The organism is Nesterenkonia salmonea, from assembly GCF_005771525.1.
Lineage (GTDB): Bacteria > Actinomycetota > Actinomycetes > Actinomycetales > Micrococcaceae > Nesterenkonia > Nesterenkonia salmonea.
On record NZ_VAVZ01000047.1, the window covers coordinates 1 to 20,216 of the forward strand.

The following is a 20,216-nucleotide window of genomic DNA, read 5'->3' on the forward strand; positions in this document are numbered from 1 at the left end:
GACAAAGTCGCCCGAGCACGAACCAGCCTCAACGAACAGGCAAACCAAAACTGAGACAGACCACTAGGCCCACCACCACCGAGACCGTCACCGAGGAGCCTCCTGAGGAGGACTCCACCGGGCAAGACGATGATGAGGACGTGGACGCTGAGGACAGTTCTCTCCCACCCGGTGGTGCTGAGCGAATGGAGTCTGAAGAGCTCGATGAGTCCATCCATGGCGAAGAGACAGAAATGTTCCACTCGGAGGAAGGAGCCGAGGTGGGCGCCGCGGGCTTCGCGCCGCAGGACGGGCCGCTGCTGGTGCACGCCGCCCCGAGCCGTGAATCCGACACAGTCGGTGAGCTCGGCCCTCTCGACGCGGTGGAACTCGCCGGACGAGAACGCCACCACCCAGATGATGAAAAGCAGGGCAGCTGGACGGAGATCATCCTTGCAGACGGCTACGGCTGGGTAGAGTCCGGGCAGCTGGGCCATGGCAGCGGGCTCTTCTACTTTGGGGAAACCCAAGACGTCACCCAGGAGTACCTCGACGAGGTCCCAGCCGCTGAGCAGAGCGAGGTGATCGTCGAATCCGTAGCCGAGCGCGTGATCGGCCCGGAAGAAGAGATGATCGACGAAGAGGGAGAACCGGCCGGCCCGGATTGGGCCCTGATCAGCTCTCCTGAGGATCATGGTGAAACCTTCTACCGCGCTGATGTGACCGGTTATCTTGACGATTCCTTGGCCGGAGAGCGCCTCTTCATCACTGTGGAGAGAGTCAATGGCGACTATGAACTCGTGCAGGTTGAGCGGACACTCATCTGTCAGCGCGGGGTGGCTGATGACGGACTCTGCCTCTAACGCTCGGCCACCCTGGCGCCACGCCCATAGGCTAGGGAAATCACCACCACTGCGACGACGATAAGCAGAAGAGACAACGCTATCGCGGCGTCTGGATCAGTCTCACGCTGCAGATATATCTCCAGCGGCACTGTGCGGGTCACTCCCTGAACGCTGCCGGCGAATGCAAGTGTGGCGCCGAACTCCCCCAGGCTGCGAGCGAAAGCCAGCACGGCTCCAGAGATCAGGCCGGGAAGGATCAGCGGCATCGTAATGTGACGCAGAATTCCTGTCCGTCCGGCACCATCCACCGCGGCGGCGTCGAGCACATCCCGGTCCAATCCGCGCACCGCTGTTTCCACGCTGACGACCAGGAAAGGCATTGCCACGAATGTTTGGGCTAGGACGACCGCGAGAGACGAATAGGCGACCTGGACTCCGAGCAGTTCGAAGGTGCCACCAAGTAGTCCCTGTCGTCCAAAGGTGTACAGCAGCGCGAGCCCGCCCACCACGGGCGGAAGCACCAGTGGCAGCAGCACCACCGACCGCACCACGGTGAGACCGCGAAAACGAGCGTTGGCCAGCAGCAACGCCAGTGGCACCCCCAGCAGGAGACAAAGCAGCGTAGCTGCCAGCGCCGTCCACACGCTCAGGCCCAGAGCGGCGAGCGCCGCCTCTGACGTCAACAGTGAAGGCAGCTCAGCCCAGTTCGGCCGGGTGAGCATCGCAGCGACCGGCAGCAGAATCAACAGCGTCCCCAATAGTGCCGGAAGCAACACCCACCGAGGAGGCGCGGCAGCAGATATAGCCATCAGAGCCCTTCTACGCGGGAAAAGCCGGCATCGGCGAGCACCTGCTGGGCCTCTGCTGACAAGAGGTACTCCACAAAGAGCTGCGCTTCCTCCGGGTAGCGCGCTGCTTCCAACACGGTCGCTGGGTAGCTATTGGGATCTGCTACGGCGCCGTCGATGGTGATGACCTCAACGTCATCGCCCGCCTGTTGTGCGGAAGTGGTGTAGACCAACCCCGCATCTGCCTCTCCGGCGCGGACCCTTCCAAGCACATCGGTCACGGAAAGCTCCTCAGCGGCAGGGCTGAGCTCTACTCCTCCGTCGGCAAGAAGCCGCGACGCTGCGGCACCGCAGGGCACCTGGGGTGCGCAGAGGCTCACTGTGGTCAGTTCCGCCAAATCTGCGATATCACCGATTCCGGCAGGGTTGCCGTCCGGGGTGACGATCACCATGTAGTTCTGGGCGAAGACCACAGGTGCCTTGGCTAGAAGTCCGGCACGTTCGGCGCGATTCATAGAGGTCTCGTCTGCCGTGGCCAACACGTCCCCCGGTGCTCCGTTCTCCAATTGGTCGACCAGGCCTGAGGATCCTGCGGTGTTGAATGCCACCTCAATACCGGTCTCTTCGGAGAAGCCCTCACCTATCTGCTGGAACGGTTCATGGAGTGAGGCGGCGGCGAAGACCGTGAGCGTGTTGTCTTGCTCAGCGCACCCGCCCAGCAGTGCTGCGGAGACTGCCGCGGCGCTGATCAGCAGTGGGCTCCGGCCTTTCATGTGCGCGGCTCATGCATGGAAGCCTCTGATTCTGGCCACACCCTCTGCAACTGTCGCAGATCCTGGTGCGAGGCTGAGCCGCACCCATTCATGCCCGTTGACCGGATCGAAGTCAGTCCCCGGAACCACTGCCACAGATGCCTCATGAAGTAGAGCCTCCGCGTACGCGGGGGAGTCTCCGTGGCGTTGAAGGTGCTCCCCAATATGGGCGTATACGTAGAAGGCACCATCTGCAGGTGCTGCATTGGCCCACCCCAGGGAGGGAAGGGCGTCGAGGACCAGGGCGCGGGCTGCGGCGTAGTCATCCAGCTGTAAAGCGGCGAACCTCATCGACTCATCTGTGAAGGCCTCCACGGCGGCGATCTGGGATCCGTGGGGCGGACACAGCGCCACATTTCCGGCCAGCCGGGAGACCGGGTCAACCAAGTGATCAGGAAGAACTGCCCAGCCCAAACGCCATCCTGGCATTCCCCAGTATTTGGAGAAGGAGGAAATCACCACGGCGTCGTCGTCGACCTCCAAAGCGCTGATACCCGGGTGCGCGAAGGTGATGCCGTGGTAAATCTCGTCGGAGATGAGCTGGACGTCATTGCTTCGGCACCAGTGGGCCAGGCCGGTGAGCTGATCGCGGTCGACCATTGTGCCGGTGGGATTCGCCGGAGACGCCACCATCAGCCCGCGCAGTGGCCCGTTCGCTGCGACTTCTTCGTCAAGCTGCTCGGGGGTCGGTTGGAATCTGACGTCCGGGCCGCAATCTAAGTCCACCACCTCGACTCCAAGGCTGCTCAGAATGTTCCGGTACGCCGGGTAGCCGGGACGAGCCAGTGCCACCCGGTCTCCGTGATCGAAGGCTGCCAGGAAGCTCAACACGAACGCACCAGAGGATCCGGTGGTGACTGCGATCCGTTCCGCCGGAACATCAACGCCATACCACTTCTGGTAGTGCTCGGCCAACCCTTGGCGCAGCGGCGCGATCCCGAAGGCCGGCGAGTAGTTCAGTACGGTGTTGTCAGCATGCACTTGGGCTGCTGTTGCGTTCACCGCAGGTGGGGCGCCTGAGCCGGGTTCACCTGCGGTCAAGGAGACGATATCCCGACCGGACGAGCGGAGGCGTTCGATCTCGGCAAGGATGCTCATCACCTCGAAGCCGGGGACTTCAGAGCGCCGCGATGGTTTCATCCCTCCACCTTACGTCTGCTGATTGCGCGTCAGCTCTGTTCATCCGCTGCGGCGAGCTGGCCGCAGGCGCCGTCGATCTCTTTGCCCCTAGTGTCGCGGAGCGTGGTGGGGACCCCGGCGTCGTTGAGCCGGTCTATGAACTCCTGCATGGCTGCAGGCTCTGAGGAAGTCCACACCGAGTTGGGTGTGGGATTGAGCGGGATCGGATTGACGTGCACCCATCCCCGCCCGCGGGCGTTGAGTTTCTTGGCCAGTAGCTCTGCCCGCCACGGGTGGTCGTTCATGTTCTTGATCAGCGCGTACTCGATGGAAACGCGTCGACCGGTGGTCTCGTAGTAGTAGCGGGCGGCGTCGATGGCCTCGTCGGCTTTCCACCGGGAATTGACTGGAATCAGCTCATCGCGCAACTCATCGTCCGGGGCGTGCAGGCTCAGCGCGAAGGTAATCGGCAGGTTCTCATCTGCAAGTTTCCGGATAGCAGGAACCAGCCCGACCGTGGAGATGGTGATCCCCCGCGCGCTCATACCTAGGCCCTCCGGTGCGGGGTCGATCATCCGCCGGACTGCGTTCATGACGCGCTTATAGTTGGCCAGCGGCTCCCCCATGCCCATGAAGACAATATTGGAGACCCGCTGCGGGCCGGCTGCTGTCGGCTGCGTTGAGCCGGCTTGGCCCTGTTTCACCGGTGAGATCTCGGAGTCGGCGAAGTCCGTCTCCTCACCAAGCCCTGCATGGTCGGATTCCTCGGCGATCTCCTGGGCAGTCGGCGCGTCCAAGTCCCCTGCGGCGATGACACGGTTGGCCTGCACGATTTGGTCCACTATCTCGGCGGTGGACATATTGCGCGTCAGGCCGTTCTGACCAGTCGCGCAGAAAGGACAGTTCATTCCGCAGCCGCACTGGCTGGAAATACACAGGGTGATGCGGGACTTGTACCGCATGAGTACCGATTCCACCAGGGCACCGTCGAACAGCCGCCACAGGAATTTGATGGTGGCGCCGTCGTCCGTGGTGAGCCTGCGCACCTGGGTGAGCAGCGGCGGCAGGAACTCTGCGACGATCTGCTCCCGGCTCTCAGCCGGCAGGTCGGTCATCAGGGACGGGTCTGAGGTGTAATGCTGAAAGTAGTGGACGCTGAGCTGTTTGGCGCGGAAACTCGGCAGCCCTTGCTCTTTGGCCCAGCCCTGACGCTCCCGCAGGGTGAGGTCCGCTAAGTGCTTGGGAGGCTGCTTGATCCGCTTGGGCTGCGCGAACTGCAGCTTGGGGCGGCCCTCTGCGTCCAGGGGCTGGCTCCACCCTTCAGCTTTGGGACGAACTTGGGGGCGGGAACCAGAGGACGACGACGCGGCAGCACCTTTATTTTCAGACATCTCACCTATTCTCCCACGTGGCAGACAGGATGGGACTTCCTGGGTGTGAGTGCGCGCTAGGCCCCGGGCCTGCCGTGCCTCCAGTACCCCATGAACGAGACCTGTTTACGGCTCAGACCAACGTCTTTGACCAGGTGTCGGCGCAAACCTGTGATGACCCCGGCCTCGCCGGCCAACCAGGCGTATTCTCGGAAGCCCTCTGGTGCTGAGGTTTCCCACAGAACGGAATCCTCATCAACCTCAGGAAGCTCCTGCGGGGCACCGGTCAGCGCACCCACTGAAGTCGCACCTGGCTCCCAGGTGGCCCGCCGAGCGGCGAAGATTGTCACTCGCCGCGATCCCCACTCGTGAACGGCCGGGCTCAGAACTGTTCCCATGGGCGCGCCGTCCCGAGGTAACCAGTGAACTCGAACGCTGGATCGCGAAGCGACCTCCAGCACATCCTCACTGGTGGGCACTTCCAGATAGGCCTCCCCGTGGTAAGTCTCAGGAAGGGACTCCAGGATCGAGCAGATGGCAGGAACTGCGGTCTCGTCACCGGCAAGCACAAGGTCCCGTGCGGTGCCAGGAGTGAAGTCGATTCCACCGCCTGGCTGCTCAGAACGCCGGTCGGGGCCGATGATGACCAGCTCATCGCCCGCTCGGGCGGACATAGCCCAAGCGGCTGCTGGCCCTGAGGTCCCGTCCTCCTCCACATGAAGGACAAAATCGATGTCCACCTCACACGACTGGGTCCGAATGCTCCGCACGGTGTAGGTGCGGATCGGATTGCGCAGGTGGTCCTCGAGCTGACGCCATGTGTTGTACCACTCCATCACTGGAGCAGGCGGATCATTGAAGAGGCCAATCTCGGGGTAGCCGCCATCAGGCCTGGGCAGGAACAACTTGATGCGCTGGTCCCAAGCAGCCGGTGACTCGGACGAGCCCGGAGGGCCGAAGTGTCCGAGATCCGGTGCGGTGACGGTGACACGAAGATAGTTCGGTGACAGCCTGTCCACCCGCGCCACAGTTGTGAGATAGGCGCGGGTGGCTGGGCGAACTGCGGTGACCTGCATCAGTCCAAGTTCTCCACTGCCTCTGCGAGCTGCGGGGTGAGCTCGTCGAGAACAACTTCAATGCTCAGCGGACTTCCGGCGCTGAAGGCCTGAACCAGTGGCTCACTGTCGTCAAGCAGGACAGCTCGGTCCTCTTCGACTACGTCAAGCGAGGCCAGCAGTGGGTCTGCTGCGAGTTCTTCGACTGTGTAACCGATGGGGAACAGCACTGCGATGTCAGCATCGAAGATCTCAACTTGTTCTTCAGACACATCGGCGTAGAAGTTCTCAGGGTCAGCGATGTCTGCTGCGGGGCCATACATGTCGAAACCAAGCAGCTCTAGGATGTCCCAGCGCATGTCACCTTGAGTGTGAAGGCCGTATGCCGCATCAAATTTGGAACCGGTCACGGCTTCCAAGCCGTCGAACTCCGGGTGAGCGTCTCTTGCATCGTCGATGCTCTGCTGTGTCTGGGCGATGAGTTCTTCACCATCTTCTGAGAGCCCCAGGGCATCGGCGACCAACTGTGTCTGAGCCTCCCAACCGGGGTTGAAGTTCGCGGCATCTTCAGGACCCGAGATGGTCGGGGCGATCTCATTGAGCCGGTTGTACTCTTCTTCGTCATACCCGGAGTTGACGTTGAGGATCACGTCCGGGTTCAGACTCTGGATGAGCTCATAGTCGAGTTCAGCATCAGCACGCGGGATGACGTCTGGTTCTCCGGAGACGAGATCTGTAGCCCATGGCCCCACACCGTGGTTCTCTTCACCGAAGCCTAGCCAGTCCTGGATGGCGATGGGTTCAACACCGAGCGCGAGGGCGACCTCAGCATCAGACCAACCCAGTGCCACAACACTCAATTCGCCGTCCTCTGGCTCCGGAACTTCCGTGGGACCGTATTTGTGGTCGACGACGGCGAGGATGCCATCGTCTTCACCGTTGTCTTCGTCAGTGGCTTCCGCATCGGTCTCTTCAGCGTCAGTGGCCTCTGTACCGGTGTCTTCGGCGCCGTTGGCGTCGTCGTTATCTGCGGTGTCACCGCAGGCGGTCAACGCTAGCGCGGAGGCGGCGAAGACAGCGGTGAGATTCAGTAGGGGGCTTTTCAAAAGTTCTCCTTCAAGGTGGTGGCTCGTGATGTGCCAGGTGTCATGCGATGGCTTGGGTGGAATTCTTACCGTTCAGGTGGTGCTTTCGGAATGACCAAAGGGCGGCCAGTCTCGGGGTCAGCGATGACTCGTGCGGCGACGCCAAAGACCTCCTGAACGAGTTCGGCCGTGCCGATCTGTTCGGGATGTCCCTGAGCCATGATTTCTCCGTCGCGCATGGCAACCAGGTGGGTGGCGTAGCGCAGCGCATGGTTGAGATCGTGCAGCACCGCGACCAGGGTCCGTCCCTGTTTCCTCAGCTGGGTGCAGAGTTCCAGGACCTCAATCTGATGGGCGATATCCAAGTAAGTGGTGGGTTCGTCGAGGAGCAGGATGGGCGTCTGCTGAGCCAGAGCCATGGCAATCCAGGTTCGCTGGCGCTGGCCGCCGGAGAGCTCGTCGACAGCACGAGTGGAGAGTTTGGAGGTTCCCGTGACGTCGAGAGCGTGACGCACCGCAGATTCGTCCTCATGACCCCAGCGTTTGAGCAGGCTTTGATGCGGGTGACGGCCGCGGGCGACTAGATCCGCCACGGTGATGCCTTCCGGCGCCACAGAGGTTTGGGGAAGCAGCCCCACGGTTCGGGCGAGCTGCTTAGTGGGCATGGACGTGATGGCTGAGCCGTCGAGGAGCACATGCCCGGCCTCGGGGCGAACGAGGCGGGCAAGACTGCGCAGCAGGGTGGTCTTGCCGCAGGCGTTGGGGCCGATGATGACAGTGAATGAGCCTTCGGGGACGTGGAGGCTCAAATCACGCAGAACTGTTCGGGCGTCGTAGCCGGCGGTGACCTCCTGGGCAGCTAGCCGATGTGCCGCCTGCGCGGAGTCGAGCCTTGGGTCGGTGTGCAGTGCCGTCATGTGCTGGCCTTTCGTGATCGTCCCAGGCTCACCAGCAGCCACACCAGGTAGCCGCCTCCTAGGATGAGGGTGATGACACCGACCGGGAGGCTCGCGGGGAGGAACTCCGCCCGGGCGATGGCATCAGATGTGGTCAGGAGAAGTGCACCCATGGCTGCTGCCGGGAGGAGCTGGACAGATGATGCCCCGGTCAGTCGCAGCGCCAGTTGGGGTGCCACAAGCGCTACGAAGGCGATGGGACCCGCAGCAGCAGTGACGACCGCGACCAAGAGGATCCCGCAGGTGAACTGCACCAGACGGACACGCTCCAATCGGATGCCCAGTCCCGCGGCGGCGTCGTCACCCATTTCCATCAGGTGCATGTTCCGAGCCTGTGACAACATCACCGGGAAAGTGAGCAGCAGGATTGCCAGCAAGGGCAACACGTGCGCCCAGGTGATGTCATTGACAGAGCCGGCACCCCAGGTGGCCACCGACATCGCAATCTCCAGGTCCAGCACTGTCATCAGATAGGTGTTGAAGGACCCGAGGAAGATGCTCACCCCGATCCCCACAATGATGATGCGCAGCCCCGACACACCACCTTTCCAAGCGAGCAGGTAGACCAACACACCAGTGGCCAGGCCGCCGGCCACCGCCGCCAGCGGAGTAGCGAGCAGTCCGGTGAAACCAAAAGACGCAACGAGGAGTGCACCCGTGTACGCACCGGTGGAGAAGCCAATAATGTCCGGACTTCCCAAGGGATTGCGGGTTTGGGACTGGAACACTGCTCCAGCCACGGCGAGAGCGGCACCTCCAAGAAGAGTGAAGACCACTCGTGGGGCTCGCCATTCGAGGACTACGCGAGAGGTGCCCTCATCGGCCCCACCCAGCAGGGCACCCAGGGTGTCAGTTGCTGTGATGCCCGCCGAACCGCTGATCATGTTCCACCAGGCCACGGCCAGGGCCGCCACCACAAGGGCGGCTGTGATCAGGATCGTGCGGACATCAAACGTAGTGCTGAACCCGCTGATCCGCACCGGACGCACGCCGGGACGGAACAGCACAGTGTTCCGTTGAACGTGACCGGTTTGGGCGGAACGCTGGTTTGCGGTGGTTGCCGTTGTCACCGGTTCTTCACCGCCTTACGGCGGGTGAGCCAGATCAGCACTGGCGCACCGAGGAAAGCGGTGACGACTCCGGCGGGAAGTTCGGCTGCAACGACGACTCGGGCGAGGATGTCAGCGGTGAGCACTAGGACGGGAGCCGCAAGCAGGCTCAACGGGATCAGCCAGCGGTGGTCTGGACCACTCAGCATGCGCAAAGCATGCGGCACCATCAGCCCGATGAAGGAAAGGGGCCCAGCAGCGGCCGTTGCCGCGCCACAGAGAAGGGTCACAGCAGCAAGTCCTGCAAGTCGTGTCACCCCAGGGCGGGCTCCGAGGGCCACTGCGGCGTCGTCACCCAAAGCTAATGCGTTGAGCGCTCGGGGTAGCAGTAGCGCAATGAACAGGCCCACTGCCAGGAACGGCAGCACAGCACTGAGCTCGTCAATACTGCGCCCTTGGAGGGAACCCGCGGACCAGAATCTCACACGGTCAAAAACTTCCGGCTGCAGCAGGGTCACAGCAAAACTGATGCCGGAGAGCAACGCCCCGATAGCCACTCCGGTGAGGACCAACTTAGCCGGGTTGCCGCCCATGGCGCCACTGGTCCCGATGACGTAGACGCTCACTGCCACGATCAGTGCACCCACTACGGCAAGCCACACATGGGCGGCACCTACGGTGACCCCCATAGCGGCTGATCCGAACACCACGGCGGTGTACGCCCCGGCGTTGACACCGAGGAGTCCCGGATCCGCAAGAGGGTTGCGAGTCATAGCCTGCATCACCACGCCGGCTGCGCCAAGGCCGGCCCCGACCATGACGGCTAATACGGTGCGCGGCAACCGTCGCTCCAGAATGAGCAGCTCGGTGGTGTCCCGGGCGCCTGAAGGGAGATCACCGGCGGCCCAGCTGCTGAGGGTGCTGAGCACGCGGTGCGCGGGAATACTCCCGGAGCCGGTGAAGAGACTGATCCAGCAAAGGCCTATCAGCAGGACCAAACCCACCAGGATGATGAGAGTGCACCGTCGCCCAGGAGAGCCGACCCGCTGGGCGGGCTGCAGCTCCTGATAGACGGTCTGGACACTCACGGAGGCTCCTCATGGGGTGAGCATGGCACTGCTGGAAGCGCGGTCATTAAACAACATAAGCATAGCGAAATGCATACAACTGAACTAAGGTAGGCCTATATGAATGCAGAAGCAAGCTGCGCAGTGCCTTCAACGCACTGAACCTGATACACCTCAACACCCGTCCTCGTGAGTGAGTGACACATGCACGTCACAGACTGTCTCTGCCCCACCACTCATGCTGATGGCACCGCAGATGCCTCTCCGAGAGGGGACTACATAGGGTTCGCCAAAGTCCTGGATGACCAAACGTGTCAGCGGAACGGCTTACTTGGCAGAGGACAAGGACGTGCTCTCCCGGCTGGAGACCCAGGGCAGTCCCCGAAAACGGCGATCACCACGGCGGTGTGATGCTAACGACTAAAGATCAGACCAGGTGAACCTTCCGCCCAGCAGCGTTGCTGCCACCGGCATATGACGCAGCTCATCCCTCGTGCAACGGTAGGGGTCGCGCTCCACCACGATCAGGTCTGCAGGGTCGCCCACCCTCACAGAGTCACGTCCGCGTGCGGAGGCGCCCAGCGCTGCCTTCAGATCGATGCTCTGCTCAGGGTGCCAGGGCTCGCGGTCGCCGCGACTTCGGTGCACAGCAGAGGCCATGGCACACCAGGGATCTAGCGGTGCAACCGGCGCATCTGAGCCGAGGTGAAGCGGCACCCCAGCCTCGTTCAGTGACCTCAGTGCGAATGCGCGGCCTGTTCTTCCGGCCCAGTAGGCGTCGGCGACGTCTCGGTCGTCCATGGCGTGCTCCGGCTGCACACTGGCGGCAAGCCCCAACTCCGCAAATCGCGGAACGTCGCAGTGCCGCAGGAGCTGAGCGTGTTCGATCACTCCGGTCATGCCCAGGGATTCGAAGGTGTCGAGCACTGCGGTGTTTGCCCGGTCCCCAATGGCGTGAATGGCTGCGTTGAGCCCGGCGTCGCGAGCTGAGCGCATCAGCTTTTCAAGTTCGTGGATCGGCACGGTTTCTGCACCACAAGCATGCGGATGGTGCGGGTCCACGCCTGGGTAGGGGTCCCAACACCAGGCGGTGCGAGTATTGAGCGAACCATCAACGACGACCTTCAGCGGCCCCATGGTGATCAGTCCGCGCTCATCGAGGGGGTCGCCGGTTTTTACACCCGCTTGGATGGCCCCATGAAGCCGGTCTGGCCACACCGCCACTTCGACTCGCAGCGAGTCCACTCCGTCAGCAACTCGGCGAGGCCAGAGGGCAATGTTGTCCGTGGTTTCAAATTCGACGACGCCCACTACTCCTCGCTGGGCGGCCGTTCGCGCCACGAAGCCGTAGTCAGCACTGGTCAGTTCGGCGGGATTCTGCACTTTCTCTAGGACTGCGAACCAGGCCTCTTCACGGATGAGCCCATCAGCATCTGCAGTGATTTCGAGATAGCGCTGGGCGGCCGTATTGACCCACGCACAGTGGAGATCCGCTGAGATGAGGACAACGGGGAATGTTCCCGCAGCATCGTCCAGAGCTTCGGCCGTGGGGAGATCCGGCCAAAGCCCGTCCCGGAACCCGTATCCCACAAGGGGACCCCGCTGCTGGTGAGGAAGGGCCTTACGTACGAGGGCTAGACACTCTGCTGCGCTTGAGGTCGAGGTGAGGTCCAACCTTTGCTGTTGGATGACCCACTGAGCAAAGTGCACATGATTGTCCCAGAGGCCTGGGAGGATCCAGCGTCCCTGAGCGTCTCGCGTTTCAGCGCCGCGGGGCGGTTTTCCTCCTGCCGGGGTGATGTCCTGAACAGTGCCGTTGTGGACCAGAACATCAACCATGGGAGCTTCGTCGCCACCTTCGGAAGGCTTACGAAGGTTCTGTATGAAAAGCGGTTCCGTCACAGGCTTCCCCTCAGAACATCGGCGTTGACCCGCTCCATCCGTTCAGCCAGTGCCAGGTTCTGGTACGGTCCGGCTGCTTTCAGGTTGCGAATGATGTTCCTCATCGATTCCGGCGGTTTGTCCTGATTCATCTTCTCTTTTCCCTCGATCCGCTCGACCTTCAACCGGAATCCTACGGTCCCGCGCACGATCCGATGAGCATACTCAGAGTTCTCCTGTGTGGCATGCAGCAGATGCGGGTCTGGTAGCACCTTCTCGAAATGCGCTACAAGACGGTCAAGTACCTGCAGATTCTCCTGATCAGAAAGAAGCTCTGGTGTGCCATGCAGATGCGCTGTCACAAAGTTCCACGTCGGCACATTCGGCCGGTACCCATACCAGCTGGGAGAGATATAGCCATGGGAGCCCTCTACGATCACCATCATCGGGTGCCTACCTAGTTGGTGCTTGACCTCATCTGGGCGGCCCACATGTGAGACCAGCACGACGCCGCCGGCTTCCTCATCCAGGAGCACAGGGTAGTGACTGGCGATGAGGCCTTCCTCAGGGACGTGGCTGATGAAGGTAGCCCAAGGGTTTTCCCGGATGAGGTCTTTCGCGACGGCAGCGTCGTCACAGGCATAGTCAGGGTTGTAGCGCACCCGTCAACTATTCCACGCCCTTGGGCCGTTTACCGTGTGCTGCAAGACCAGAAGATCCCACCAGTATTGTTTCTCCGAGGAGAAGAAACAGTCTCAGCGTGGATTCGACGTCAGCGGCTGGCCCATATCTGAAGAGACCTTGATGACCCGCTCTACAGTGGAGAATCCCCCAGCGCGTATCGCCGAAGGATCCTCCATGGACGTACCGAAGTGTTAGCTGCCTCAATCCTTAGCGCTTCAGCTGCTGGGCGAGATCACCGAATACTTTCGAGTGATTCCCGAAGCGGTGCAGCGTCATCGAAATGGACTGCTCCTTGACCCAGTAGCGCAACTCCACCCGGCCCGATGCCGTGACCGGGTCATCCAATAGAGCCACCTCAGGTCGGTGCGCCACAGCTTCGCGCACACTCTGCGTCAGACTGCCGATCACACGGACCCTCACCCCACCCTCGGCGGTGTCATGGCGACCATTGGCAAGCTTGGCTGCGAAGGCGTCGTCGTGATCTTTGGATGTCTTGCCGACAAGATCCTTGAGTGCACTCAGTGCAGACTTGGTGTCCTTACTGAGCTTCGGCGCTGCAGAGACATCAACCGCAGCTCCAGCAGTCAGGGCCGCAGAAGCAGCGCGCAGAACATCCTTAGCCGAAGCATCCTGAGTGACTCTCAGCAGGACCCGCTCGGGCCGGTAGCGGAAGATGTTCGCTTCTGCCTGCAGACCGGTGCGGTCCTTCGCGGTACCGAACTCACTCTGCCAGTGGGCTGCATCATCAGCGACGGCAAGTTTCAGCCAGTCCAAATCCGCACCAGCGAGCAGTTTCTTGCTCTGAACGGTGTCCACCAGCTGAGCGACTGCTCGGTTCTCAATCCGAGGAGCCGACACAGCATTCTGCGCCGGAGCGTCTTTCCAGGTGCCGAACAGCATCACGTAGTTTGGGCCACCGGCTTTGGAGCCCAGCCCCACGGAGGAGGCCTTCCACCCGCCGAATGGCTGGCGTTGAACAATGGCCCCGGTGATGCCTCTGTTGACGTAGGCGTTGCCCACCTGGACTTCATCCAGCCACTGGGTGACTTCTTCCGTTTCCAGCGAGTGAATGCCGCCTGTGAGTCCGAAACCCACCTGATTCTGCAGGGCGATGGCTTCGTCAAGGTCCTTGGCTTCCATGAGACCCAAGACGGGCCCGAAAACTTCAGTCAGGTGGAAGAAGCTGCCGGGCTTGACCCCAGTCTTGATACCTGGGCTCCAGAGCTTGCCCGTGTCATCCAGCTGCTCAGGCTTCAACAGCCAAGACTCCCCCGGCTCCAAAGTAGTGAGTGCCCGGTGAAGCTTATCGCTGGGCATCTCCGTCAGGGGCCCGACGGTCGCTGCGAGGTTCTGGGGCCAATCAACAATCAGCGACCTAGCGGCATCGACAAGCTGGCGGCGGAAGCGCTCCGAGGTGTAGACGCTCCCGACCAGGATTCCCAAGGAGGCAGCCGAGCATTTCTGGCCGGCGTGGCCGAAGGCTGAGTTCACCAAATCGGCGACGGCCAGGTCCCGGTCCGCTGCCGGGGTGATGACCATGGCGTCCTTGCCGGAGGTTTCGGCGTTGATGTTCAGCTCAGGCTTCCAGGAGCGGAACATCGCAGCCGTCTCTGAGGCGCCAGTAAGAATAATGCGGTCGACTCCCTGGTGAGAAATCAGTTTGCGTCCAGTGTCCCGCTCATCTGGGTAGATGCCGTGCAGCACCTCACGTGGCACACCGGCGTCCCACAGGCACTCAAGGATGGCCATAGAACACTGAGGTGTGGGGTTCGATGGCTTGTGGATCACAGCAGCACCTGCGGCGAGCGCGGCCACGGTGCCTCCGGCGGGGATCGCCAGCGGGAAGTTCCATGGAGGCGTGATCATCACCAGCTTGTCGGGGGTGAACTCAGCATGTTCTACCTTCTCCAGAGCGAGCCCTGAATGGGCGTAGTAGCGCATGAAGTCGATGGCTTCTGAGATCTCGGGATCGGACTGGGCCACAGCCTTCCCTACTTCCGCTGCGGCGATCGATGCGAGGTGCCCGCGGCGTGCGGCCATGATGTCAGCAGCGCGGTAGAGAATGGCGGCGCGCTCAGCAGCTGGTCTTGCCGCCCACTTCTCGGCTGCGGAACGCATCCCGGTGACCAGTGGGTCAACGTCATCGATGCCCAGCTGTTCGGGTAGCGCCTGCTCGGCCAACCACTCGGGGGTGGCTCGGGCGACGACCTGTTCGGCCCACCGCTGGTTGGCTTCCAGGGCCGGGTTGGTGTCGGGCTCGTTGACGAACGGCGGGATCCCGGCGGTGTAGTCTCCGGGTTCGGTGTTCTCTTCAGCCAGCCTGTCCTGCGTATGGGCAGGTGCGGGGGCGGCGTCGTCGTACTCTTCCAGCAACTCTGCCAAGGTTTCCAGGGAGGCGCGGAAGCGCGACTCTTCCCGCTTGAACACCTCCGAACCTGGGGAGAATTCGAAGATTCCGGACATGAAGTTCTCGCTGGCTGCATTCTCCTCCAGGCGGCGAACCAGGTAGGAGATGGCCACATCGAACTCGGCTGGCCGAACTGCCGGCACGTAGAGCAACAGCTGGCCCACATCTTCACTGATGGGGCCCTGCTGCTCGGCAGCCATGCCCTGCAGCATCTCAAACTCCAAGCGCTCAGACACTCCGCGCTCAGCACCCAACAGGTGGGCGAAGGCGACATCGAACAGGTTGTGTCCGGCCACGCCGAGGCGCACTCCGCGCATCCGCTCTGCGGTGAGCAGCCAATGCAGTACAAGTTTGTAGTTGGCGTCGGTGGCTTCTTTGGATTCGCACGTGACGACCGGCCAGTCGTGGATATCAGCGTGCACCCGCTCCATGGCCAGGTTGGCACCTTTGACCAGGCGGATCTTGATTCCGGCTCCCCCCGCATCAGCACGGGCATTGGCGAACCCGGCCAGCTCCTGGACTGCGGAGAGCGCATCAGGTAGATAGGCCTGGATGACGATTCCGCCCTCATAGTTCTTCATTTCCGGTTCGGAGAGGAGACGTTTGAACACTGCGATCGTCAGCCGGAGATCGCCGTACTCTTCCATGTCAAGGTTGATGAATTTGGAACCCGCAGGAGCCTCCGCGGCCTCCTTGTACAGAGGGATGAGACGTTCGACCACATAGTCCACCGTGTCTTCGAAACCCCACATGGAGATCTGTGACGCGATGGAGGAGACCTTGATGGACACGTAGTCCACATCTGCGCGGCGCAGCATCCGGTAGGTGTCGTCCAGGTGTTTGCCGGCCTCGTCCTCGCCGAGCACAGCTTCACCGAGGAGGTTGATGTTGAGTCGGTTTCCCTGCTTCTTGATCTGCTTCACGGCCTGCCCGAACTGTTTATCGCGGGCATCGACGACCATATGGCCCACCATGGAGCGCATCCGCTGGCGTGCTGCTGGCACCACCACGTGAGGCAACAGCTCACCGAGTTTGGAGCCGGCCTGAATCTGAGCGCGGTCGAGCCAGCTGAGCGTCTCCGGAGCGAGGTCGCCGAGTTCACCAAGAGCCTTGGCTGCAGCTTTGGGATCCTCGGTGCGAATCACCCGGTCGACGAACCCGACCGTGAAATCAAGCCCTGTGGGATGTGAGAGGACTGCTGAGAGCAACTCAGCAGACTTGTGTGGCTTCACTCCGGAGGCTTCGGTCTTCTGCAGCCATTTCTGCACTTTTGCCACCGCAGCATCGGAGATCTCGCTCAACTCTTCACGCACGTCACGGGTCTGGATGTTCTCGGCCATCGGTCGCTCCTTAACTGGTCACCTGTTGCTCTTCCTCCAGTGTGGGAGCTCACATCCGTTGGGGGAAGACGTACGACGACGCCACACCCTCCCTTTTGAGTCAGAAGTAGGCCAGAATAGCCCGTATGGACTCTCTTCATCGCGGACGCCCACGGGTCCAAGAGACGGCCGATGACATTGTGGCGAGTGTGTTGGCGACCGCCGGACCCCGTGTGGGCACCTCGGCATACTCGACCCGGAGCATTGCTGAGCTGACCGGGTTGAGTCAGAGCTTGACGTCCCGAGCCGTGAGCAGGATTCGGCATCCCGAAACCATAGTGGAGGACCGCTCAGCGAGCGCTTCGGCAGGTCCGGAAAATGAGGCAGAAGCGCGTGGCCCCCTCCACCTGGTCGAGTTCTGGGTGGAGTTCCCCTGCATCACGCTTCGGTTCCAGCCCGTCACCGCGTTAGGGACGCCGCGCCCTCGTGTCTTTGAACGCCGCGCCGCCTCGGTCATGGCCGCGCTCTGGGTGTCCGGGGCAGCCTCCTGGTCCTCAGAGCCGCCGGCGAAGGGCCTGATTCACGACCCGCCGGAGGCCAGCCATACAGTGACGTGGGTGCCGGGGGAAAGTTCGTGGGAGAGGTTCCTCACCCGAGTCTCGAACCTGCTCTCCGCCTGCGAACCCGCCCCCGCGGCGGTTCCTTCGCCGTTGCTGCAGCGGTTGGCTTCCCGAGTGGGTCACGGGTTGCATGGCGTCCGGTGGGTTCGGGGGTCTGATCCGGGCGGAGAAAATCCCTCAGCTTCTGACTCAAACCGAGTCACGGTGGCAGAGTTTCCCTCACCCGGTCGATCGGAAAGAAGCCGCTGGCTGCCGAGAGTGGAACTCTCCGCTACCGAACAGATCGCCATCGCGCTGCGGAAGGAGATGACTGATTCGGGATTCGCCCCAGGTGACCGGATCAGCGTCTCGGCGATGGCGGACCGGTTGGGACTGGATTCGGGCACTATACGCACCGGAATGCGGCAGCTGGCGGACGATGGCCTGCTGGTCGCTCACGACCGGGGTTTCCGTGTTCCCCAGCTGACTGGGGCTGATGTCATAGATCTCTATGCCTCAAGGCTCCATGTAGGGATGGTGATACTGCGCGCATGCGCGATCCAACCCAAGCACCGCCTCCTTCCGGCTCGGTTGGCGCTCGGCGCGCTGGAAGCGGTGGCTAGGCAGGGCTCCAGGGTTGACGCTGGCGAGGCGGACCTGCGCTTTCAGCAGGAGCTTGCCGAGGCATCCGGTCTGACCCAGTCCGCGCGGAGCTTCCATGCGTTGACCCTGCGGGTGCGCATGTTCATTTCCGTGCTGCAGCTTGACTACTCCCCCGCTGCTGACCGTTTGGTCAGCGATGATCGGCGTATTTTGTCTGCTGTGCTCGAAGGCAGGTCAAAAGATGCCGTCCGAATATGGCGCACCAAACAGGACAATGCGGTCAGGCACATGTCGGCAGTAGCGCCCGACACCTTCGACGCCGCCCTTTGGGACAGCTTGTCCCACTGAGCTCACACCGCTGCCGTTGGAGGATTCCCTCAAGCCAACGACCTGATTCAGGAGACCGCCGCATTCTGCAGAACCTCCCCCAGCACCCGGGCGGCACTTGGGTAATGACCAGGGTCCAAGCCGGCATAGGTGAGACGGATATGCGGTGCGACTGGTTCGGCAGGGAAGAGTTCATCACCAGGGACCACACTCACCCCGCCGGCCTCCGCTTGGCGGACAAACTGTCCCACGTCTGTGCCGTCAGGTAGCCGAGCCCAGAGGTTCAGTGCCCCTTTGGGCCGGTGCTCCACGTGGAGCTGCGGGGCGTGCTCGTGAAGGCTGGAAAGCAGTAGGTCGCGCCGCGACCCAAGCTGTTCACTGAGGTTCCTCAGATGGGTTCTCCAAGCGGGCTGGGTCACCACATCTAACGCCACAGCCTGCAACATCCCACTGACGTAGATCGATTCCGACTGCGCGGCGTGCATCAATCTGTCTCTGACCGGCCCGCGCGCCACCACACCGGCGACCCGAACGGCTGGCGAAACGCTCTTGCTCAACGAACGCAGGTACACCACATGACCGGCATCGTCACCGGCAGCAAGTGCGCGAGGAACTGAGTCAATCGCAAAGTCGTGAGCCCAGTCATCCTCGATCACGAATGCCTTGTGGCGCCGAACGGTCTCCAAAACGTCAGCGCTGAGTTGTGCGCTCCATTGGGCTCCAGTGGGATTGGCATATGTTGGCTGAGCGTAGAAGGCCCGCGCCCCCGTCTCCGCGAACGCCCGGTCCAAATCCACCGGATCTGGCCCTTGGGCAGAGCTCGGAATCGGCACGATCTCAACATTGGCCTGCGCCGCGGCGAGAATAGCTCCCCAATAGGTGGGGGATTCCATAATGAGCGGCTCGCCTGATCCAGCCAGTGAGCGGAATGCGGCGCTGAGACCACTCTGGCTGCCCGGGAAAATGATGACGTCGTCGGCGGTGGGCGGGGTCAGCGATGCAGACACACCGGGTGCGAGTTCTGCCGCGAACCATGCACGCAGGTCAGGGAGACCTGCTGGGGAGGGTCCTGCCAGGACAGCACGGCTGCGCGAGGCCCTTGTGAATGCGGTACGGATAAGCCGGTCGGGAAGAAGATCGGGATCGGGAAAACCTGAGCTGAGGTCGATGGCGCCGGGGCGGGCAGCACGTAGGGCCGAGGCCATTTGCGGCGACCTCGAGCGGCCGGTCCCCAACGCGGCGGTCTGCCAGGAATAGTCATGGGGGCGCGCTAAACGCACAGAGCGCACGAAGGCGCCGACCCCAGGTCTCGTCTCCACCAGACCCTGAGCCGCCAAAGCGCGCAGCACCTTCTGGACGGTCACAGGGCTTGCTCCATATTCCGCGACCAGACTGCGTGTACTAGGCAACTGAACCCCTGGAGTCGCTGCTTCAACCCAGCGCGTGAGATCTTGAGTGATGCGCGTACTGCTATCCTGGTTCATGAAAATACATAGTAGCGCTATCGTCAGCAAGAGCTCTCCGTTACTTCACGAGAAGTCGCCGGCCCGGGGAATTCTCTGGGGCTTTATCGGCGTGGCCACATTCTCCTTGACGGTCCCCCTGACTCGCATCGCAGTGGCCGATGGCGGTCTGGGTGCTCTGTTCGTCGGCAGCGGACGGGCAGTCATGGCTGGTGTTTTGGCGACCTTGGCTCTTCTGTTCACCCGGCAGCGGTTACCCGGAGCCAAGCAGTGGCTGCGTCTGTCCGTAGTCGCCGCCGGAATCGTTGTCGGATTCCCCATGCTGACCTCCTATGCGCTGACAGTGTCCACAGCCAGCCACGGTGCGGTCGTGATCGCCTCCCTCCCTGCGGTGACGGCAGTGGTCGCCGTGATCCGCATCGGAGAGCGTCCTGGTGCCATCTTCTGGGCCGCGACAGTAGGCGGATCGATCGCGGCAGTCATCTTCGCAGCTGTCCATGGAGGGGGAATCAGCGGCCTGACGTGGTCCGATCTGCTGTTCTTGGCCGCAGTCATCGCTGCTGCTTGCGGCTACGCGGAAGGCGGCATGTTGGCCCGAGAACTAGGCGCTTGGCAGACCATCTCATGGTCGCTGGTGCTCAGCCTTCCGGTGATGACTGCATTGGCAGTTTTCGCTTCCGTCAACGCACCTCCCACGGGCACCAGCGGACAGTGGGCAGCCTTTGTGTATCTCGGTGTGATGTCAATGTTTCTGGGGTTCTTCGCCTGGTACCGAGGCCTCGGCATCGGCCCCGTTTCCACAGTGAGC

16 protein-coding genes are annotated in these 20,216 nt (G+C 62.2%); 3 read left to right on the forward strand and 13 right to left on the reverse strand.

The window, feature by feature from the left end:
• A partial coding sequence (locus tag FEF26_RS15790; RefSeq protein WP_208012932.1) for a hypothetical protein occupies window positions 1–842 on the forward strand: 842 nt, incomplete at its 5' end.
• Here the strand turns inward: FEF26_RS15790 and FEF26_RS13570 are convergent.
• The 12 genes from FEF26_RS13570 to FEF26_RS13625 form a co-directional block, all read right to left on the reverse strand.
• On the reverse strand, window positions 839–1,633 hold the full coding sequence (locus FEF26_RS13570; protein WP_138254080.1) for an ABC transporter permease: 795 nt from the start codon (window positions 1,631–1,633) through the stop codon (window positions 839–841). The genes FEF26_RS15790 and FEF26_RS13570 overlap by 4 nt on opposite strands.
• Window positions 1,633–2,385, reverse strand: coding sequence for a molybdate ABC transporter substrate-binding protein (gene modA / locus FEF26_RS13575; protein ID WP_138254081.1), 753 nt, complete (start codon window positions 2,383–2,385; stop codon window positions 1,633–1,635). Before modA ends, FEF26_RS13570 begins: the two co-directional genes overlap by 1 nt.
• A 9-nt stretch (window positions 2,386–2,394) precedes the next feature.
• Window positions 2,395–3,564, reverse strand: coding sequence for a pyridoxal phosphate-dependent aminotransferase (locus tag FEF26_RS13580; RefSeq protein ID WP_138254082.1), 1,170 nt, complete (start codon window positions 3,562–3,564; stop codon window positions 2,395–2,397).
• A 29-nt stretch (window positions 3,565–3,593) separates the two neighbouring features.
• A complete protein-coding gene (gene rlmN, locus FEF26_RS13585; protein ID WP_138254083.1) occupies window positions 3,594–4,934 on the reverse strand; it encodes a 23S rRNA (adenine(2503)-C(2))-methyltransferase RlmN in 1,341 nt (446 codons plus the stop codon).
• A 56-nt stretch (window positions 4,935–4,990) separates the two neighbouring features.
• On the reverse strand, window positions 4,991–5,989 hold the full coding sequence (locus FEF26_RS13590; protein ID WP_138254084.1) for a siderophore-interacting protein: 999 nt from the start codon (window positions 5,987–5,989) through the stop codon (window positions 4,991–4,993).
• The gene (locus FEF26_RS13595) at window positions 5,989–7,074 is read right to left on the reverse strand and encodes an ABC transporter substrate-binding protein (RefSeq protein WP_166433045.1); all 1,086 of its coding nucleotides are present in this window, start codon (window positions 7,072–7,074) and stop codon (window positions 5,989–5,991) included. Before FEF26_RS13595 ends, FEF26_RS13590 begins: the two co-directional genes overlap by 1 nt.
• A 65-nt stretch (window positions 7,075–7,139) precedes the next feature.
• Complete coding sequence (locus FEF26_RS13600) at window positions 7,140–7,970, reverse strand: ABC transporter ATP-binding protein (protein ID WP_138254086.1); 831 nt, start codon at window positions 7,968–7,970, stop codon at window positions 7,140–7,142.
• The gene (locus FEF26_RS13605; protein ID WP_138254087.1) at window positions 7,967–9,079 is read right to left on the reverse strand and encodes a FecCD family ABC transporter permease; all 1,113 of its coding nucleotides are present in this window, start codon (window positions 9,077–9,079) and stop codon (window positions 7,967–7,969) included. Before FEF26_RS13605 ends, FEF26_RS13600 begins: the two co-directional genes overlap by 4 nt.
• On the reverse strand, window positions 9,076–10,146 hold the full coding sequence (locus FEF26_RS13610) for a FecCD family ABC transporter permease (RefSeq protein ID WP_208012933.1): 1,071 nt from the start codon (window positions 10,144–10,146) through the stop codon (window positions 9,076–9,078). The genes FEF26_RS13605 and FEF26_RS13610 overlap by 4 nt, the downstream gene beginning before the upstream one ends.
• Before the next feature lie 399 nt (window positions 10,147–10,545).
• Window positions 10,546–12,027 carry an amidohydrolase gene (locus FEF26_RS13615; RefSeq protein WP_243730597.1) on the reverse strand — a complete coding sequence of 494 codons (1,482 nt, stop codon included), beginning with the start codon at window positions 12,025–12,027 and terminating at the stop codon, window positions 10,546–10,548.
• Window positions 12,024–12,668, reverse strand: coding sequence for an FMN-binding negative transcriptional regulator (locus FEF26_RS13620; RefSeq protein WP_138254088.1), 645 nt, complete (start codon window positions 12,666–12,668; stop codon window positions 12,024–12,026). Before FEF26_RS13620 ends, FEF26_RS13615 begins: the two co-directional genes overlap by 4 nt.
• Before the next feature lie 229 nt (window positions 12,669–12,897).
• Window positions 12,898–16,437: a bifunctional proline dehydrogenase/L-glutamate gamma-semialdehyde dehydrogenase gene (locus FEF26_RS13625; RefSeq protein WP_138254089.1), complete on the reverse strand. Its 3,540-nt coding sequence runs from the start codon at window positions 16,435–16,437 to the stop codon at window positions 12,898–12,900.
• A 125-nt stretch (window positions 16,438–16,562) separates the two neighbouring features.
• Between FEF26_RS13625 and FEF26_RS13630 the strand changes: the two genes are divergently transcribed.
• Window positions 16,563–17,966, forward strand: coding sequence for a GntR family transcriptional regulator (locus FEF26_RS13630; RefSeq protein ID WP_138254090.1), 1,404 nt, complete (start codon window positions 16,563–16,565; stop codon window positions 17,964–17,966).
• A 47-nt stretch (window positions 17,967–18,013) separates the two neighbouring features.
• On the opposite strand, the gene FEF26_RS13635 is transcribed toward FEF26_RS13630, so the two are convergent.
• Window positions 18,014–19,429 (reverse strand): aminotransferase-like domain-containing protein, encoded by a 1,416-nt coding sequence (locus tag FEF26_RS13635; protein WP_138254091.1) that lies wholly within the window; start codon window positions 19,427–19,429, stop codon window positions 18,014–18,016.
• Between FEF26_RS13635 and FEF26_RS13640 the strand changes: the two genes are divergently transcribed.
• A partial coding sequence (locus FEF26_RS13640; protein WP_138254092.1) for a DMT family transporter occupies window positions 19,428–20,216 on the forward strand: 789 nt, incomplete at its 3' end. The genes FEF26_RS13635 and FEF26_RS13640 overlap by 2 nt on opposite strands.

Bases quoted from the DNA above. Each gene is read 5' to 3' on its own strand.
- FEF26_RS13570 (WP_138254080.1), bottom strand. From the start codon at position 1,633: ATGGCTATATCTGCTGCCGCGCCTCCTCGGTGGGTGTTGCTTCCGGCA.
- modA (WP_138254081.1), bottom strand. From the start codon at position 2,385: ATGAAAGGCCGGAGCCCACTGCTGATCAGCGCCGCGGCAGTCTCCGCA.
- FEF26_RS13580 (WP_138254082.1), bottom strand. From the start codon at position 3,564: ATGAAACCATCGCGGCGCTCTGAAGTCCCCGGCTTCGAGGTGATGAGC.
- rlmN (WP_138254083.1), bottom strand. From the start codon at position 4,934: ATGTCTGAAAATAAAGGTGCTGCCGCGTCGTCGTCCTCTGGTTCCCGC.
- FEF26_RS13590 (WP_138254084.1), bottom strand. From the start codon at position 5,989: ATGCAGGTCACCGCAGTTCGCCCAGCCACCCGCGCCTATCTCACAACT.
- FEF26_RS13600 (WP_138254086.1), bottom strand. From the start codon at position 7,970: ATGACGGCACTGCACACCGACCCAAGGCTCGACTCCGCGCAGGCGGCA.
- FEF26_RS13625 (WP_138254089.1), bottom strand. From the start codon at position 16,437: ATGGCCGAGAACATCCAGACCCGTGACGTGCGTGAAGAGTTGAGCGAG.
- FEF26_RS13630 (WP_138254090.1), top strand. From the start codon at position 16,563: ATGGACTCTCTTCATCGCGGACGCCCACGGGTCCAAGAGACGGCCGAT.
- FEF26_RS13635 (WP_138254091.1), bottom strand. From the start codon at position 19,429: ATGAACCAGGATAGCAGTACGCGCATCACTCAAGATCTCACGCGCTGG.